Annotated in this window: 14 protein-coding genes and 1 tRNA gene; 5 read left to right on the plus strand and 10 right to left on the minus strand. The window is 47.7% G+C overall.

Annotated elements, in window-relative coordinates:
• Positions 1-5 precede the first annotated feature (5 nt).
• The gene (locus tag AC3FZD_RS03955; protein ID WP_488738882.1) at positions 6-665 is read right to left on the minus strand and encodes a vWA domain-containing protein; all 660 of its coding nucleotides are present in this window, start codon (positions 663-665) and stop codon (positions 6-8) included.
• Positions 666-853: 188 nt separating this feature from the next.
• On the opposite strand from AC3FZD_RS03955, the gene AC3FZD_RS03960 reads away from it, so the two are divergent.
• Positions 854-1,333, plus strand: a complete 480-nt coding sequence (locus AC3FZD_RS03960) for a helix-turn-helix domain-containing protein (protein ID WP_488738883.1) — start codon at positions 854-856, stop codon at positions 1,331-1,333.
• 43 nt (positions 1,334-1,376) lie between these two features.
• Here AC3FZD_RS03960 and AC3FZD_RS03965 read toward each other — a convergent pair whose 3' ends face one another.
• The 3 genes from AC3FZD_RS03965 to purH all read right to left on the minus strand — a co-directional run bounded on the left by AC3FZD_RS03965 (position 1,377) and on the right by purH (position 4,494).
• On the minus strand, positions 1,377-2,054 hold the full coding sequence (locus tag AC3FZD_RS03965; RefSeq protein ID WP_488738884.1) for a Uma2 family endonuclease: 678 nt from the start codon (positions 2,052-2,054) through the stop codon (positions 1,377-1,379).
• Between the two features lie 58 nt (positions 2,055-2,112).
• Complete coding sequence (locus tag AC3FZD_RS03970) at positions 2,113-2,856, minus strand: Uma2 family endonuclease (protein WP_488738885.1); 744 nt, start codon at positions 2,854-2,856, stop codon at positions 2,113-2,115.
• Positions 2,857-2,955: 99 nt separating this feature from the next.
• Positions 2,956-4,494, minus strand: a complete 1,539-nt coding sequence (gene purH, locus AC3FZD_RS03975; protein WP_488738886.1) for a bifunctional phosphoribosylaminoimidazolecarboxamide formyltransferase/IMP cyclohydrolase — start codon at positions 4,492-4,494, stop codon at positions 2,956-2,958.
• 143 nt (positions 4,495-4,637) lie between these two features.
• Here purH and AC3FZD_RS03980 point away from each other — a divergent pair.
• The 4 genes from AC3FZD_RS03980 (at position 4,638) to AC3FZD_RS03995 (ending at position 8,714) form a co-directional block, all read left to right on the plus strand.
• Positions 4,638-4,710, plus strand: a tRNA-Arg gene (locus tag AC3FZD_RS03980).
• A gap of 30 nt (positions 4,711-4,740) precedes the next feature.
• Positions 4,741-5,835, plus strand: coding sequence for a cobalt-precorrin-5B (C(1))-methyltransferase CbiD (gene cbiD / locus AC3FZD_RS03985; RefSeq protein ID WP_488738887.1), 1,095 nt, complete (start codon positions 4,741-4,743; stop codon positions 5,833-5,835).
• Positions 5,836-5,968: 133 nt separating this feature from the next.
• Positions 5,969-7,576 (plus strand): glutamine-hydrolyzing GMP synthase, encoded by a 1,608-nt coding sequence (gene guaA / locus AC3FZD_RS03990; RefSeq protein WP_488738888.1) that lies wholly within the window; start codon positions 5,969-5,971, stop codon positions 7,574-7,576.
• A gap of 49 nt (positions 7,577-7,625) precedes the next feature.
• Positions 7,626-8,714, plus strand: a complete 1,089-nt coding sequence (locus tag AC3FZD_RS03995) for an SDR family NAD(P)-dependent oxidoreductase (RefSeq protein ID WP_488738889.1) — start codon at positions 7,626-7,628, stop codon at positions 8,712-8,714.
• A gap of 24 nt (positions 8,715-8,738) precedes the next feature.
• On the opposite strand, the gene AC3FZD_RS04000 is transcribed toward AC3FZD_RS03995, so the two are convergent.
• The 6 genes from AC3FZD_RS04000 to AC3FZD_RS04025 all read right to left on the minus strand — a co-directional run bounded on the left by AC3FZD_RS04000 (position 8,739) and on the right by AC3FZD_RS04025 (position 17,364).
• On the minus strand, positions 8,739-11,423 hold the full coding sequence (locus AC3FZD_RS04000) for a DEAD/DEAH box helicase (RefSeq protein WP_488738890.1): 2,685 nt from the start codon (positions 11,421-11,423) through the stop codon (positions 8,739-8,741).
• A gap of 133 nt (positions 11,424-11,556) precedes the next feature.
• Positions 11,557-12,618 carry an LOG family protein gene (locus AC3FZD_RS04005; protein WP_488738891.1) on the minus strand — a complete coding sequence of 354 codons (1,062 nt, stop codon included), beginning with the start codon at positions 12,616-12,618 and terminating at the stop codon, positions 11,557-11,559.
• A gap of 247 nt (positions 12,619-12,865) precedes the next feature.
• Entirely contained in the window at positions 12,866-13,222 is a 357-nt protein-coding gene (gene trxA, locus AC3FZD_RS04010; protein ID WP_488738892.1) for a thioredoxin, read from the minus strand.
• A 236-nt stretch (positions 13,223-13,458) separates the two neighbouring features.
• Positions 13,459-14,622 (minus strand): GuaB3 family IMP dehydrogenase-related protein, encoded by a 1,164-nt coding sequence (locus AC3FZD_RS04015; RefSeq protein ID WP_488738893.1) that lies wholly within the window; start codon positions 14,620-14,622, stop codon positions 13,459-13,461.
• A 111-nt stretch (positions 14,623-14,733) separates the two neighbouring features.
• Positions 14,734-16,602: a flotillin family protein gene (locus AC3FZD_RS04020; RefSeq protein WP_488738894.1), complete on the minus strand. Its 1,869-nt coding sequence runs from the start codon at positions 16,600-16,602 to the stop codon at positions 14,734-14,736.
• Positions 16,603-16,695: 93 nt separating this feature from the next.
• Positions 16,696-17,364 carry a DUF1449 domain-containing protein gene (locus AC3FZD_RS04025; protein ID WP_488738895.1) on the minus strand — a complete coding sequence of 223 codons (669 nt, stop codon included), beginning with the start codon at positions 17,362-17,364 and terminating at the stop codon, positions 16,696-16,698.
• Positions 17,365-17,378 lie beyond the last annotated feature (14 nt).

Consider the following 17,378-nt stretch of genomic DNA (forward strand, 5'->3'; position numbering starts at 1 on the left):
CACTTTTAAGTGTTAACTTGTGCCCAACCACTGACCGGAGGTAGAGAAAGCTGTCCGCTACCGACCTTGCTACTAGAGACTCGTTTCATGGAATCAGAGAGCCAACGGAAGAGGTCTGTAAACTTCAAGCCATCAAGCATGAGGGGAGGAGTATTGGCTGGAGCAATTTGTCTGAGAGTATTAATGTTTGCTCCCTGGACACCGATCGCGAAAAAGCTCACTTTGCGATCGGCATCAGCTTGTTTAACTCGTTGTGCAGCATTTTGCCAACTATCATTAGGTTCACCATCTGTGATTAAAAATATCCAGGGTTGGTAGTATTGGATTGAGTTGTTTTTGTATTCTAGTTTACGGCGTTCGACTTGATTGAGGGCTAATTCTATTGCTTGACCCATTGCGGTTAAACCATTGGCTCGTAGTTGAGGTGGATTAAACTGGTCGAGAGTCACAAAATCTTGCACAAGTTGTGCATCATCAGCAAAGGTAATGATAGCCACTTCCACGCGGAGAGATGCTGTTGGATCTCGCTGTACTTCCTGTTGGAATGTAGCTACACCAGCATTGAGTTCTGTAATCGCTGCACCTGACATGGAACTAGAGGTATCCAAAAGCAAAACAACGGGACAGCGAGGTTCTGGATTGTCAGCAAATTCGAGTTCTATCATTTTTTTTCCTTACTAAGCTCAAATTTTACATTTGTGTTGGTTGGGTTAAGCAGTCGCTAACTCAACTAGGGTAGGCAGTTTCAGGCTTTTCTATAAGCGTAAACCAGCTAATCTCAGCCATGACATAGCGAAAGCTGTAAATTGAGCTATAATTTGGCTATGTAAATTTTTTTAAAACTAGGTGTCATATGCCATCAAGTAACGGGCAGTTTGCTGAAGCTGCGAAGGAATGGGACTTGGAGACGTTGTATACTGACTTGGCATCGGCTAAGGGAAAACGGTTAACTCCGGTGGAAAAGTTACATTTACGGGGTTTGCTGTGTGGCTTTTCTCCCGCAGAAGTGGCGCAACAACTGCACAAAAGTGTCAAAGGTGTGGAAAGTGAGGTATGTAGGACTCTGTATGTTTACGTGAAAAGTCTGGTGGGCAAAAGTAATTCTCAGGTCGAGAATTGGAGAAATGTTACAGAATGGTTAGAAGAGTCAGGGTATAAAAATAAGTCAGAACGCTCCGTTTCGCCTGATGAACTTTTGCCAGATAAAAGTTTTATAGATATAAGAAATATTACTATTGAAAATAAGCAGATCGTTTTTCAGTTTAATTTAACCATTCCCAGAGTTGGAGAAGTAGAAGTGACTACACAAGACTGGAATGGCTATGAAGGGTAATTTTATACAAAATTCGGATAATCTGCTGGAGCGATCGCCTCTCCTACAAGCTACTCGGATCGATTCCCAATTCCCTCAGTTTTTCGGTCAATTGTGCTATCTGTTGCCTTGCTGATAACAATTGCTCCTCTGGAGTTAAATAACGCTCTCCTTGCTCATTATACCAATACAACCATTCTCTAGTGATTCCTTGATAGGTTCCTTCCGCTCTACCGAGTCCTAAATTAAGTTCTGGCAACCAGAACGGTTCTCCTTGGAGATCTTGATATTCTTCTCCTTGCAATTGATAGACTTCTAGTCTAGGCTTCCGTTTCCGTAAAGGGTTATAAATGGCATAATATAAGACTCCAAGTTCGGCATAATCTTCTTTCTTTTTGCTATATTCTTTGCGTGCTGTTTCAGACACTATTTCTAACACGAAAGTAGGCGATTTTTGTTCTTCCCACAGGACATAGGATAGGCGTAAATTGGAGTCAATTATTCGAGGTACTCCGATGCTCAGAAAGCCATCGGGGACAATAGCGGGTTTCTCAGGATGGTGATAAATTCCCATATCGACTCCAAAAAACCAATCCATCCGCTCTGACCAAATTAATGCGAGAATGGCTTTGAGCAGGCCAGGAATTAAATCTTGTAGTTCGTTATCCACAGGAGTATCGTCAGAGTCGGGGAGGTCTTTCGCCGAAGGGAGGTCAGCTTTAGGATTATAGTAGAGGATCATAGGTTTTCAAGCTAGAAAATGACATTTTGATTGTAGCAATAGTATGGGTTTTTATTCCCTAACCCAAGCTACTCGGATCAATTCCCAATTCCCTCAGTTTTTCAGCCAACTCTGCCACTTTCTCCTGAGCTTCACGAGCCTGCTGCTGGGCTTCTAAAGTTTGCCTTTGAGCTTGCAGAATTTCTTCCTTGGCTGATAACAATTGCTCCTCTGGAGTTAAATAACGCTCGCCTTGCTCATTGTACCAATACAACCATTCTCTAGTGATTCCTTGATAAGTTCCTTCCGCTCTACCGAGTCCTAAATTAAGTTCTGGCAACCAGAACGGTTCTCCTTGGAGATCTTGATATTCTTCTCCTTGCAATTGATAGACTTCTAGCCTAGGCAGCCTTTTCCGTAAAGGGTTATAAATGGCATAATATAAAACTCCAAGTCCGGCATAGTCTGCTTTCTTTTTGCTATATTCTTTGCGTGCTGTTTCAGACACTACTTCTAACACGAAAGTCGGCGGTTTTTGTTCTTCCCAGAGGACATAGGATAGGCGTAAATTGGAGTCAATAATTCGAGGCACTCCCATACTCAGAAAGCCATCGGGGACAATAGGAGGTTTCTTAGGATGGTGATAAATTCCCATATCGACTCCAAAAAACCAATCCATTCGTTCTGGCCAAATGAGTGCAAGCATAGCTTTGAGCAGGCCAGGAATTAAATCTTGTAGTTCGTTATCCACGGGAGTCTCATCAGAGTCGGGGAGGTCTTTAGCCGAGGGTAGGCGATCGCTAGGATTATACTGGAGTATCATGGGTTTTCTAAGGATGGGACGGCGCTTCGATCATAGCAATAACGATAGGGGGCTTAAGTCCATTGTTTAAGCCCCCTATCTCATTAACTTTACGTTAACTTAATGTAAAAAATGGCGCATTCCGGTAAACACCATCACCATCCCTAACTCATTCGCTGCTGCGATCGAATCCTGATCGCGCAAGCTACCCCCAGGCTGGACGATCGCCTCAATACCAGCCGCCGCAGCCGTCCGTACCGAGTCGTCAAAAGGGAAGAAAGCATCACTACCGAGTATGGCCCCACGGGCCTTCTCTCCCGCCTGTTCTAGGGCTATCTTTACCGCTCCTACGCGGTTCATTTGACCCGCTCCCACCCCGCAGGTAGTTTGATTTTTGGTCACCACGATCGCATTCGATTTCACATGCTTCACCACCTTCCAAGCAAAGAACAGCTCTTCTAACTGCTCTGGAGTCGGTTGTTTTTCCGTCACCACTTGCCACTGATCCGGGGTGCTAATGGTGCGATCGCTCTGTTGCAATAAGAACCCACCCGCAATACTCTTAATCTTCACCTGGGGCCCCTGCATCAGATCCGGTAACACCAACACCCGCAACTTCGACTTCTTGTGTAAAATATCCTCAGCCTCTGGATCGCAGCCCGGAGCCACCACACATTCAAGGAAGATCTGGGTTAATTCTTTGGCCGTCGCCCCATCAATCGGTTTATTCAGAGCCACAATACCGCCAAATGCCGAAGTCGAATCCGCCGCTAACGCCTTCTGATAAGCTTCCACCAAAGTATCCGCCACCGCCAGACCACAGGGATTAGTGTGTTTCAAAATTGCCACGGCTGGCTTATCCGTAAACTCAGTAATAATTTCCCGTGCAGCTTCCAAATCCACCAAATTGTTATAGCTCAGTTCCTTTCCTTGTAGTTGTCTAGCTCCAGACCAGCCCTCTTTCCCCGTTCCCGTCTGATACCAAGCGGCGCTCTGGTGGGGATTTTCGCCATAGCGCATGGTTTGCCGCTTCTGTCCCGATAGGCTAAATTCAGGGGGCAAAAGTTCTTCCTTCTGACGGGTGAGATAAGCAGTAATCGCTCGGTCATAGGCCCCAGTATGGGCAAAGGCTTTAATCGCCCGTTCTTTCCGAAATCTTGCGGAGGCTTTCCCCCCCTGTTGACGCAGTTCAGTTAAATAAGCATCATAATCACTGGGGTCACACAGGACGGTTAAATGGGCATAATTTTTAGCCGAAGCTCGCAGCAAGGTAGGGCCGCCAATATCGATATTTTCGATCGCCTCTTCTAAGCTCACATCCGGTTTGGCGATCGTCTGTTCAAAGGGGTATAAATTCACCACCACCAAATCAATCGGGCGAATCTGATTATCCGCTAAATCCTGAAGATCCCCCTCCAGATTCCGCCGCGCTAAAATTCCCCCATGAATACGAGGATGAAGCGTTTTCACCCGGCCGCCCAGAATTTCCGGCGATCCCGTATAGTCAGAAACCTTCGTTACCGCTAATCCAGCTTCTTGTAGGGTTTTCGCTGTACCCCCACTACTGACTAAATCAAATCCAAACTCTTCCACTAAACTCCGGGCCAGGTCTACCAGTCCCGTTTTATCCGATGTGCTGAGAAGGGCGAGAGGAGCCATAATCTACTTGTTCCATGATTGATGCGCCATGTTTAAGGATACAGCAGGGATTTATGGGCAATTAGAAATTAAACCTTAAAATTCTTGCCGGTTAAGGATTGCTTTGAATTTAGCAAGAGCTGTGCTATAATTCTTTAGGTTAAGGGCACGTAGCTCAGTGGATAGAGCACCAGATTCCGGTTCTGGGTGTCGGGGGTTCAAATCCCTCCGTGCTCGTTATTTTGACCCCATCAGCAACCTAAAGATTTGAGTTCACCTCGTCCTGGATATACCTTACCCGTCTTTGCAGCCGCTTCAGCAGTAGCCGCTCTGAAGTGTTTGCAGGGGGAAGATCAAATCGAGAGCGTATCCCTAGATTTAATCAATCCCGCCCAAATTGTCCAGGTGGCGATCGCCCAAGTCTCCAAAATTCGCCCTGGAATGGCCTTGGGGATCACTCATAGCGATCCCGGTGATAATCTGGATTTGACGCGCTATACTCCCGTTTGGGCGTTAGTGGAAACTGTGCCAAGGACAGACTCTGAAGATCCGATCGAAATCGTCGGGGGGGAAGGCATTGGCAAACAAGGGGACAATGAAGGAAAAGCCGCCATTTATCGCTACGCTCAGAAGCTACTCCATCACAATCTACAACCGCAATTATCCCCCGATCAATACATTCGCGTCACCTTAGTGCTTCCGGAAGGGCGAAATTTAGCTAAACGCACTTCTTTAGAAGCCTTTGGAGTTGTAGAAGGCTTATCTTTGTTGGGAACTACGGGAATTTCTCAACCCTTGAGTTCCCCCGAACAATTAAGCCAATTTCGGCAAATTTTACAGGAAAAAGCCCGTCAATATGACCGCCTGTTCTTCTGTTTAGGTGAAAATGGTTTAGCCTTAGCCCAACAAAAAGGTATCGATCCCCAACAAATCGTCAAAACCGCCAATTGGCTCGGGCCCATGTTAGCAGAAGCAGGAGCGCAACAGATCAAAGAAATTGTTTTATGGGGCTATCATGGCAAATTGATTAAATTAGCCGGAGGCATTTTCCATACTCACCACGATCTAGCCGATGGCCGTCTAGAAATCTTAACCGCTTATGCCGCTAAGGTCGGTCTACCCGGAGAAAAATTAACCCAGTTATTCAGTGCTAACACCGTGCAAGAAGGCTTAGAAAAACTGCGCCAATGGGAACAGGAGTCAGGAGAAAACTGGGTCGAGCGAGTTTATGGTGAAATCGTGACCCAAATCGATTGCCGATCGCAAGCTTATATCACCAAGCAAACCCAGCAACAGGTAACGGTTCGCTCCGTTCTCTTTGATAGCGATCGCCAGATTATTCTCCAAAGTGTGAAAATCTAACGATTAGACTAGCGATCTTGTGATACCCTAATAAGATCATAATGTTATTCACCCCTACGACGAGCGGGCACTTGCCTTCAGTTCGCACTACGAAAACCTACAAGTCTTCTATTCATCGCATCGACCCCTTCTTATGACTGTGCAAACCGAAACTTTTCCTCCAACAACTCCCATTCAGCGATTAGATCGCCAAATGATCGCGATCCTCGATTTTGGTTCCCAATACTCCGAACTGATTGCCCGTCGAATTCGAGAAACTCAAGTTTATTCAGAAGTTCTATCCTATCGAACCCCTGTAGAACAAATTGAAAAGATTAATCCCAAAGGCATAATTCTTTCCGGTGGCCCCAATTCAGTTTACGATCCCAGAGCGCCCCAGTGCGATCCGCAAATTTTCCACATGGGTATCCCCATTCTGGGTGTTTGCTATGGGATGCAATTGATGGTGCAACAATTGGGCGGTAAGGTGGAAAAAGCAGAACGGGGTGAATATGGAAAAGCGGCCCTATTTATTGACGACCCCACAGATTTATTCACCAATGTGGATAATGGTAACACCATGTGGATGAGTCATGCCGATTCCTGTTTAGAGTTGCCAGAAGGCTTTGAAATTCTTGCCCATACGAATAATACACGCTGCGCGGCGATCGCCAATCACGAACAGAAACTCTATGGCGTGCAATTTCACCCGGAAGTAGTTCACTCGGTTGGCGGTATCGCCCTGATTCGCAACTTTGTTTATCATATCTGCGATGCCGAACCCACTTGGACAACAGAAGCCTTTGTCGAAGAGTCGATTCGGGAAATTCGCGCTAAAGTCGGAGATCAACGGGTGTTACTCGCTCTATCAGGAGGAGTCGATTCGTCTACCCTAGCCTTTTTACTCCATAAGGCGATCGGGGATCAACTCACCTGCATGTTCATCGACCAAGGATTTATGCGAAAAGGGGAACCCGAATCCTTAGTCGAAATGTTTGCCCATCAATTCCATATTCAGGTGGAATATATCGAAGCTCGCGATCGCTTCCTCAACGCCATTGAAGGCGTAACTGATCCCGAAGTCAAGCGCAAACGCATCGGTCATGAATTTATCCGCGTCTTTGAAGAAGAATCCAAACGCCTCGGCCCCTTTGATTATCTCGCCCAAGGAACCCTCTACCCCGATGTGATTGAATCGGCCGATACCAACGTAGACCCCAAAACTGGCGAACGGGTGGCCGTAAAAATCAAAAGCCATCACAATGTCGGAGGATTACCCAAAGATCTCCAATTTAAACTCATTGAACCCCTGCGAAAACTCTTCAAAGATGAAGTCCGCAAACTCGGACGCTCCATCGGTTTACCCGAAGAAATTGTCCAGCGTCATCCCTTCCCCGGCCCCGGTTTAGCCATTCGCATTTTAGGGGAAGTCACCTCTGAGAAATTGAACATTCTCCGGGATGCTGATTTCATTGTCCGCGATGAAATTCGCAACCGAGGCATTTACCATGACTTTTGGCAAGCCTTCGCCGTTCTTTTACCCATTCGCAGTGTCGGAGTCATGGGAGACCAACGCACCTATGCTCACCCTGTAGTCTTACGCTTTATCACCAGTGAAGATGGCATGACCGCCGATTGGTCTAGGGTTTCCTACGATTTGTTAGAAGCCATTTCTAACCGCATTGTCAATGAAGTCAAAGGAGTCAATCGGGTGGTTTATGACATTACCTCTAAACCCCCCGGAACCATTGAATGGGAATAAAATAGCCCATTTTTCCTTAATTCCCTAGCTCCCGATCCCTAAGCTAAATATGGAACCTGATTTGTCTGGCCTCAACCTGGATCGTCCAGGCGTTAAAGAGGTGATTCACCTGCTCAGTCGCCGTCAATTCCTAGCATTAGGAAGTGGCTCATTTCTGACGACAGTTGCCCTGGCTTCCCTGCGGGCCCAAGCCCAGGACAACGCTTCATCCACTACAACCAGCATCAAACCTTCTGGAGAATCCCCAATGCTTGATATTACTCCAACCGATCCGACTTATTTCATTGCCGATCGCTTCCAAGGCAAGACCTTACTGATTACAGGAGCTGCCACCGGAATTGGTGCAGCTACGGCGATTCGAGCGGCACGGGAAGGGGCATCGGTTGTTGCCCTTGATCGCAAAGAAAAGGAGCTTAATCAAACGATTAGCCAGATAAAAGGGGAAGGGTATCCGGCGATCGCCATCGTGGGTAATGTGGTAGACACTGAAGTTTGCGATCGCGCCGTAGCCAAAGCCGTTCAGGTCTATGGCGGTGTAGACTTGGCCCTGAATGCGGCTGGGGTAATGGATGGGGGCGATCCGGCAGAACCCTTAAACTTTAATGGCCAACGCCATCTACTGCCCAATTCCATCCACGAAGCTACGGATGAATATTGGGAGGCAGTGATAGCGACCAATACTACCGGAGTCTTTAAGTCCATGCGTGCGGAACTACGCCAGATGATTCAGCAGGGTCGCGGTGGGGCAATCGTCAACATTGGTTCCATTGCAGGCTTGACCGGGTTAGCGGGAAACCCCGCCTACGTGGCCAGCAAGCATGGTGTCACCGGGATTACTCGCAACGCCGCCCTAGATTACGCTCCTTACGGCATTCGCATTAACTCAGTCAATATGGCAGCGACTGACACCCCGATGGTGGAACGAGCAGGAGAGTTTGTGAAAGCGATGAAGGAATCTGGCCAGGGGGGATCAATGGGCGGACTCAAAACCCAAAGTATCCTCATGGCAGCGGATTCTCAAAAGCGTTCTTCCACGGTTTGGGAGCAAGCGGCTATAATCCTCTTCCTCCTCTCACCTGATGCATCTAATCTAACGGGCTGTATTTATGCCACCGATGGCGGTTGGACTAATTATTAACTAGCCCTCGCTTAAATCCGATCCCTAAGCTGTCTCATTAACCGGGAAACGATTCAGTAACTTCATCGCCCAAAGGGCATTATCCTTGAGCGTATCAGACACATGGGGGATATGGGGAATTTGGGATAACAAATCTAACGTCCGTCGGAGCAAGCGGACAATATCCCCCTCGTCTAAACTCGTTTGTTCACAGAGTTCTGTCCAATCCTGTTCTTGGGCCCATTGTTCCACTAAAGCGATTAACTCATACTCTAACCAAATGGGTAGGGCCACATCATAGCGCCGTTGTTGCTGGAAGAGTTGGCGACGCATTCCTTGCAGTTCTAAGAGGCTTTCAATCACGGGTTGGGAGGTATTATAGTTCACCCAACTATCAGGGCGGGGGTTTTCCGTCACTAGGGCAGCACAAGCGGCAGCTAAATGATGGGGTTCTAGGTGGGCAAAGACTTCAGAGGTGAGGGCGATACCGAGCCATAACTCATTTTCCCCCCGCAGGGTAGCGGCTGATTCGCCGAGGGCGGTGGGAACGAGCTGGGGATCGAGGGCGTTAAAGGCTTGCAAAATAGCAATTAAATTGAGAAATTCTTCCCAATAGCGAGATTTGAGGCGCTGGAATTTGGTCAGGCGATCGCCAATTTCTATCTCTAGTCTAGCAGCACGAGAAATCTGCTTGAGAATCCGACCCCGTTCTGGCCACTGATGTACCGGATGCTCCATAATCTCAGTGGTGATTTGCTCCACTTCCAACTGTTGCTCATCCACTTCTGGAGCGGCTAAGGTGGGTTCTAACTGGGGAATTTGCCGGGCTGTGGCTGCCGTTTCCGGGCTGCTACTGCGACATTCTCCCGGTTTCAACTGTAACTCTGGGGGCAGTTGCCAACCATCAACCACCTTAAAGCGGGGAATATCTCCATATAAACCCACCACATCCCCATAGGTAGCCACCATCCAGCGATTATCCTCTCCTAAACAGACCAAATAGGGCGCTTGGCCGCTGCCGGGGACTTTTCTGACCAAAATGGCGGAAATTGGCTCAGAAACCGTAATATACCTGCCTTTAAGACTTAAGACGGTTCCCTGCACGGCAAAATCGATCGCCGCCGCTAAATCCTTGGTTCGCGCCCGCTCTGCTTGGGTTTGCAAGGTTTTCAGCAGTCGTTTGGCTTCCCGCAGTCGCTCTTGCAGTTTCTGATAACTAGCAGCTAACTCCTGGAGGGTTTGTAGGTCACCATAGGGAGCGAGTTGGGAGTATATCTGCTTTTCTTCCGTTTGCAGAGCGGCGATCGCCTGCTGTTGGGGAATTAAGGTTAAATTAGCCATATACTGACCAAAACTGCGCTCGATCAGTTGTTTGGCTTCCTCTAAACTATGGGTTTGCAGCAGGTTTAGTACCATCCCATAACTAGGGGTAAACTGACTCACCAAGGGATCTGCCCCGGCGGTGGCTAAATATCCCGCTTCCTTTGCTCCCTCAAACCGGGTTTCCACCACGACTAAATGGCCCAGTTCATCCATTCCCCTCCGTCCTGCGCGTCCAGCCATTTGCAGAAATTCACTGGGGTTGAGCAGACGATGGCCCTGATCCGTGCGTTTGGATAAACTGGAGATGACGGTGGTTCGGGCGGGCATATTAATCCCCGCCGCCAGGGTTTCTGTGGCAAACATCACTTTGATTAAGCCCTGTTGAAATAGTTCTTCCACAAGGCTCTTCCAAGCCGGTAATAACCCGGCATGGTGAGCGGCTACCCCCCGATAAAGACATTCAACCTGGGAGCGGCGAATGGCTTCCGGATGCTCATATAGCACCCGTTCTATGTGGGCAGCTACTTGTCGTTTTTCTTCGGAGGTGAGTAGGGAGAGTCCGACGGTTTCAGCCACGGCGCGATCGCACCCTTTACGGGAGAAAATAAAGTAGATCGCCGGTAGCATATCCCGCTCTTGCAGTTGAGCCACCACAGATAATAAACTAGGGACTTGATCCTTGGGTTTAACTTTGGGGGGTTTTTTGCCCTTAGACTTGGTATTGAGCAACAGGCGATTAATGCTGTTTCCTTTCTTATTCAGCAGGGGAAAGATGCCTTTAATGTTGCAAAAGTTATATTGCAGGGGGACGGGGCGAAAGTCTGAGTAAATCAGCTCTGTGGGGCCATGGACTTGAGCGATCCAGTCCGTCAGTTGGTCGCTGTTGGCGACAGTTGCTGACAGGGCTACTAATTGAATGTGGGGGGGAGAGTAAATAATTGATTCTTCCCAAACTGTTCCCCGTTGGCGATCGTTCATGTAGTGGCATTCATCGAGAACCACTGCCTCTACCCCTTGGATTGATGTACCAATTTGACCGATGGGTGTTCCGTAGAGCATATTCCGAAACACTTCTGTGGTCATGATTACTACCGGAGCTTCCCGATTTAGGGATAAATCACCTGTAACTAATCCTACATTTTCCGCACCAAAAAGTTGACTGAAATCACGTAACTTTTGATTGGATAGGGCTTTTAGGGGAGTAGTATAGAAGACTCGTCTGCCCCGTGAGAGTGCGCGATAGATGGCGTATTCTCCAATTAAGGTTTTACCCGATCCCGTAGGAGCGCATACCACCACGGACTTATCGGCGTTTAATGCGGCGATCGCCTGATGTTGAAACTCATCGAGTTCAAATGAAAACAACTGTTTCAGGTCAAGGTCGGTAGAGGATGGAGAACTATTCACCGTTCTAAAATTCTGAGCATAGGCTAATTGGCTCTATTTTAGTGTATTCTGGCTAACGGCGTAGGCAATGGGGCATCGGCGAAGGGGAAAATCAGGAGAAGATCTACCGTCTCAAACGCTGTAATTCCCTGCCCTACTTACGTTCGGGATGGTTTTCTTCCTCCGAAGGTTGACCCATTTGATTAATCCGATTAATCATTTGATAGAGTCGCCCATGATCTCGTTGATTAAAGTGTAAGACCAATCGGGGCAAGTCATGGACATCACTGAGCCTTTCTTCGGGTAAAGCTTTCGTTTTCTCAATCCTACCGCTAATCAGGATATCGCTAAACTCTTGATTGAGTTCCTCGACATCAGCATCCGAGAGTTCCGTTTTCAGACGCATCACAAACTGCTGGCGTACATAGCGACTCGAATGATAAATGCGATAAAATTGGGCGATCGCCTGACAAGCCACATCCACTCGATCCGTAATTGTATACAGACTCAAATCATCTCCATTAATCAGATTTTGGCTTAAGAGATGATCCCGCACATATTTCTCCCATCCGTGCCAATACTGACCACCGGGTTTATCTAGCAACACCAAGGGCATCGGCCCCGCCTTTCCGGTTTGACAGAGCGTTAAACACTCAAACGCTTCATCCTGAGTTCCAAACCCTCCAGGAAACAAGGCTACTGCATCTGTTTCTCGTAAGAAAAACAATTTGCGAGTAAAGAAATACTTAAACTGAACTAGCTTATCTTCAGTCACAAAAGGGTTCGATCCCTGTTCAAAAGGAAGCTGAATATTTAGCCCAAAAGACTGCTCTAAACCCGCTCCTTCATTCCCCGCTTGCATAATTCCGCCCCCAGCTCCCGTCATCACCATAAATCCCTGTTGGGCTACTTTCCGGGCAAACTCTAGGGCAATCTGGTATGCTGGAGCATCGGACGGTAAGCGAGCCGAGCCAAAAATACTAATTTTACGCACATGGCGATAGGCAGAAAAGATTTCAAAGGCTCGTTCCATATCCTGTAGAGAACCCGTCAAAATCTTCCAGTCTAAACGGTCGATTTCTTCTTCTGCAATTCGCAGGATACCGATCAAAGCTTGTTCGACCCATTTGCCATGTTCTAAACTCGGCAATTGTGCCAGAAGTTCTAATAAATCCGCTTTCAGTGTAGCGCGAGCATCTGGAGTGGATAAAGTCATCCGCAATTGACTGTTGTGAGTAAACAGGAGTAAGTAGAGTTAGCTGAGGCTTCTGACCGGAGAAACCTAATCAGTTTTTGGGTCTATTCTAGATTGGGTCTATTGGTAGACCCTGATGGTTTTAGATAGGGTGATCGGGAGTGAGCCAGAGGGCAAGACTAGGATAGGGGCTTTTCCCTTCGGAAGATCTACCCCCTTAGAAAAGCCCGTTTTCTTTATTTGACCCATTCTGTCTTGGGTTGAGTTCTTACTCTTTCTCCCCTTCAGAGGCACTCTCACCAGCAAGTAGATGCTTTTCTAAGGTTTGAACCAGAGTAGTTTTAGGAACTGCACCAACGACCATATCCACACGCTGGCCATTTTTGAAAATCATCAAAGTGGGGATACTGCGAATACCATACTTACTGGCCACATTCGGATTTTCATCCGTGTTAACTTTCACCACTTTGACCTGTCCATCAAATTGTTCCGCCACTTCTTCAACCACGGGCGCAACCATGCGGCAGGGGCCACACCATGGGGCCCAAAAATCAACTAAAACCGGCTTGTCACTTTCAAGCACTTCCAGCTCAAATGTTTTATCGGTAACGGCTGCTGCTGTCATTAGGGGTAATCCTTATCCTACGTTCCACATCAGGAATTCTATCATAGCAGACCGACCTGTTTAAATAAGAAACCGCCCGAACAAACTGTTCAGGCGGAGTGTGGTGTGAGGAGTGAACGGAAACATTATGCGTCTCCGCTATTCCCTATTGTAAACAACAGATTTCACTTTTCCCCGAATTATGTACAAATTGTAGAAATCTTTCTCCGATTCCTGGTCTTTGAGGAGAATTAGATCTATTTACCCATACCCAGTTGTTGGGCTTTTTGATAAACCTTGCCTTCGGTGAGTAAGGATGGGGCAATCACCACTTCTACTTGCTGCATTTCGCGGATGGTTTGAGCGCCTAGGGTTCCCATGCTGGTTTTGAGCGCACCCAGGAGATTATGGGTTCCGTCGTCTAACTGAGCGGGGCCGCGCAAAATTTGTTCTAGGGTTCCGGTGCTACCTACCCGAATTCTTGTCCCTCTGGGCAATACGGGGCTAGGGGTGGCCATACCCCAGTGATAGCCTCGGCCGGGAGCTTCTTTAGCTCTGGCGAGGGGAGAGCCGATCATCACTCCATCTGCACCACAGGCTAAACATTTACAAATATCGCCACCGGTGATAATGCCGCCATCGGCGATCACGGGGATATATTTGCCGGTTTCTTGGTAATAGGTCTCTCGTGCGGCGGCACAGTCGGCGATCGCCGTCGGCTGAGGAACGCCAACCCCCAAAACCCCCCGCGACGTACAGGCTGCCCCCGGCCCAATACCCACTAAAACCCCAGCCGCACCCGCTCTCATTAAGTTTAGAGCCACATCATAGGTGACACAGTTGCCTAAAATCACCGGGATCGGCATCTGTTCGCAGAATTTTGCCAAGTCTAAGGGCGCGACAGACTCCGGGGAGAGGTGATCGGTAGAAACAACAGTCCCTTGCACAAAAAACAGGTCTGCCCCCGCTTCGGCTGCCACCTGACCATATTTGATCGCCCCTACTGGTGTGGCACTAACCGCCGCGATGCCTCCTTTTTCCTTGATTTCTTTGACCCGTTTGGTAATTAATTCGGGATCGATGGGTTGGGCATACAACTGTTGCATCAAGGATACAAATTCATCTTTGCCCACTGAGGCAATTTTGTCTAAGACCGGGTTAGGATCATCGTAGCGAGTATTAATTCCTTCTAAGTTCAGCACTCCCATTGCCCCTAACTCAGACAACGCCACAGCCGTCTTCACATCCACAACCCCATCCATGGCACTAGCAATAATGGGAATTTCCCGCTCTATCCCCCCCAAGGTGAGGGTGGTATTGGCCAGACTCGGATCGAGCGTCCGAAGACCTGGTACTAGGGCGATTTCATCGATTCCGTAAGCTCTGCGGGCTGTTTTTCCCCGTCCAATTTGAATATCCACTGTCTCTCTTGCGTTTCCCAAAATATATTTAAATAGCCTATCAAATTCACTCGGAAATTAAAAAGGGTGGAGATGGGGGGGATGGGGCAGGTGAACTGCCCTGGGTTGAGTTTAACTGGCGGTAGGATTTTCTGGAGCTGAGGGTTTTTCTGAGGACTGGCTGGCCGTCAGTTGGCTGGAGGCTTCTGGAGGGTTGGGGTTACGCACCATTTGGCTAATTTGTTGTAGCAGTGCGCCCAATTTTCCCTCTTCCATCAGGGCATTGACTAAGGATAAGCCACTGGTGGACATCAGGAGCTTATTGATATCTCCCATACCATTGCCGCTATTGCCATTGGCTCCAGGGAAAGAATAAATGCGGGTATCGCCCAAGATACCGGGTTGGGGGGCGAGGGCTTTGACAATTTCCGGAATATGGGGCGCTAGAGTGGGCCAAATTTCCGAGATCAGTTGGGCAGAGAGTTTGGCATCGGAAAGGGTGTTTTTGGCTTCAATTAAGGCTTTTTCTCCTTCTGCTTCGGCTAAGGCTTTATCCCGGTTGGCTTGGGCGAGGGTACGGATAGATTCGGCTTCGAGTTCGGCGGCTTGGCGGGCAATTTCGGCTTGCCGACGGCGGCGGAACACATCGATTTCGACTACGTTTTGCTCGGAGATCCTTTGTTTCTGGGCTTCTTTTTCTGCTTCGATGGCGCTTAACCGTTGTGCCCGTTCTGCTTGTTCGATTTCTTGGGCGGTAATGACGGCAGCTTCGGCTTGGGCACGCTCGGCATCGGCGGCTAACCGTTGCTTTTCTTTTTCCAAAATGGCGATCGCCGCTTCCTGTTGGGCAATCTTCGATTCCCGTTCGGCAGCCGCAATCTCAATTTTGGCTTTAAGCTGGGAAGACTCGACCATTTTCTGACGGTTAATTTCCGCTACCTCCGATTCTTGTTTTTGCAGCGCTTGGGCAATTTTAAACTGTTTATTGCGCTCTTCTAAAGCAATATTGGCATCAATTTGGCTTTGTTGAACGGACAACTGTTGCAGAATCTTTTCTTCTTCAACTGCCTTATTTTGCAAGAGTTTATTGCGTTCGATTTTAGCCGATTCTTGGTCTTTAGATTCCTGAATTTCCCGCTCCCGTTGAGCCGCCATGGATTCAACTTCTAATTTCTGATTTAGCTTGGCTTCTTCTTTCTCTTGAGCAATCCGTAAGGATTGTTTTTCGGCATCGAGTTCTTGTTGCTCAATCAAAACTTTGGTCTTTAGCTCCACTTCCCGCTTCTGCTGAATGGATTTCTGAATCGTTTCCGTTCTCAGTCGCACCCCTTGAGCATCGAAGAAGTTGTTTTCATCATAAGTATCGTCTTCTTCAATCTCAGAAATGGCGATATTATTCAGGGTCAAGCCGATCTTTTTAAAGTCCTGCTGAATCAAGTTCAAGACTTCATCGGCAAAGCCTAACTTGTCTGAATCAATCTCAGCTAAACTTTTCTTTTTCGCCGCTGCACGAATGGCATCATCTGCCCGTTTTTCTAAAGCTTCTTTCATATCCGTGGCTGAAATTTTTCCCTCCTTAGATAACCGAGCTGCCACGGTAATAATATCCTGTTGATTGGCACTGACGCACACATAAAAGGTGACGCGCATATTGGCTCGTAAATAGTCTTGAGTCCGCACGGCTAAATTGCCGGTGCGTTCCACATCAATAGAAATTTCTCGTAAGGGCACGCGGGTAATTTCATGGAATCCAGGAATTACCACACATCCTCCATTGAGAAAAACTCGTTTTTGTTTAATAAATACGCCTCCCGTGCGTACAAAGGCTTCGTTGTTGGGGGTAATTTTGTAAACGCTCGTATAAGCGATAATTCCTAAAATCAGGAAAAAGACAAATCCCAAGGAACCACTGACTAAAAGCAGACTCACCGATCCCATTTGTGGGAGGGGGTTTTGAGCCAGAATGGGTTGGGTTGGTTGTTCAATAAGAGTTTGTTTCATAATGGATAAACCTTTTGTCCTTGGATAGTTTTATGCAAAGATGAGGTAGATACACAATCAGCAAATGTGTATGAAGATTCACGAGGGCTAAAATTAGCCTAACCAGCGTTTTTGGTCTACACTATCTTTAGCGACGGCTAGATAAAAACTGTCACAATATTCGATAATTATTACCGGGTCTCCATGTTTAGGAATTTGAGTAGCCCAATCGGGAATTTGCACATTTATACTGACTAAATTATGGGCAGGATCGATCGCATCGACTTGGCCGATTTGCGTGGTAGGCTGTTGGGGAAGACTGACGGAAACAACGGTTCCGGTACATCCGATCAGGCGATCGCCACGGGTATCTTCCCCGAATGCTGCAAATAGTTTGCCAATGGGTCGAGAAATGAGGCTGCCCCCCAATAGGCTGAAAATTAAGGAGATGATTAAAACACCATTTCCTAACCGTCCCGTGGGAAGTCCTAAGAGGAGGTTAAGAACCCATCCCAAAAGTCCCCACAAACTAAAATCAATGGCTAATAATAACAATAGGGGCGCTTTTCCTAATCCTAACCACCCCAACGCTTGCAGAGCAGTAAAACCACCATCAGCATCTGCTTCAAGTTCGATATCTAGGTCGGTATCGAAATCTCCATCAGCATCTATGTCTACATCGCCATCACTATCTCCACCTCCAGAAGAAATTACGAGCAGAAACAGCACAACTCCTAAACCGAGAAAGATCCAATAGGGGAGGTTAGCAAGGTCAAAGACCATATCTAAAAACCTGA

The sequence above is a fragment of the Roseofilum sp. KMC-1 genome (genome assembly GCF_057802075.1).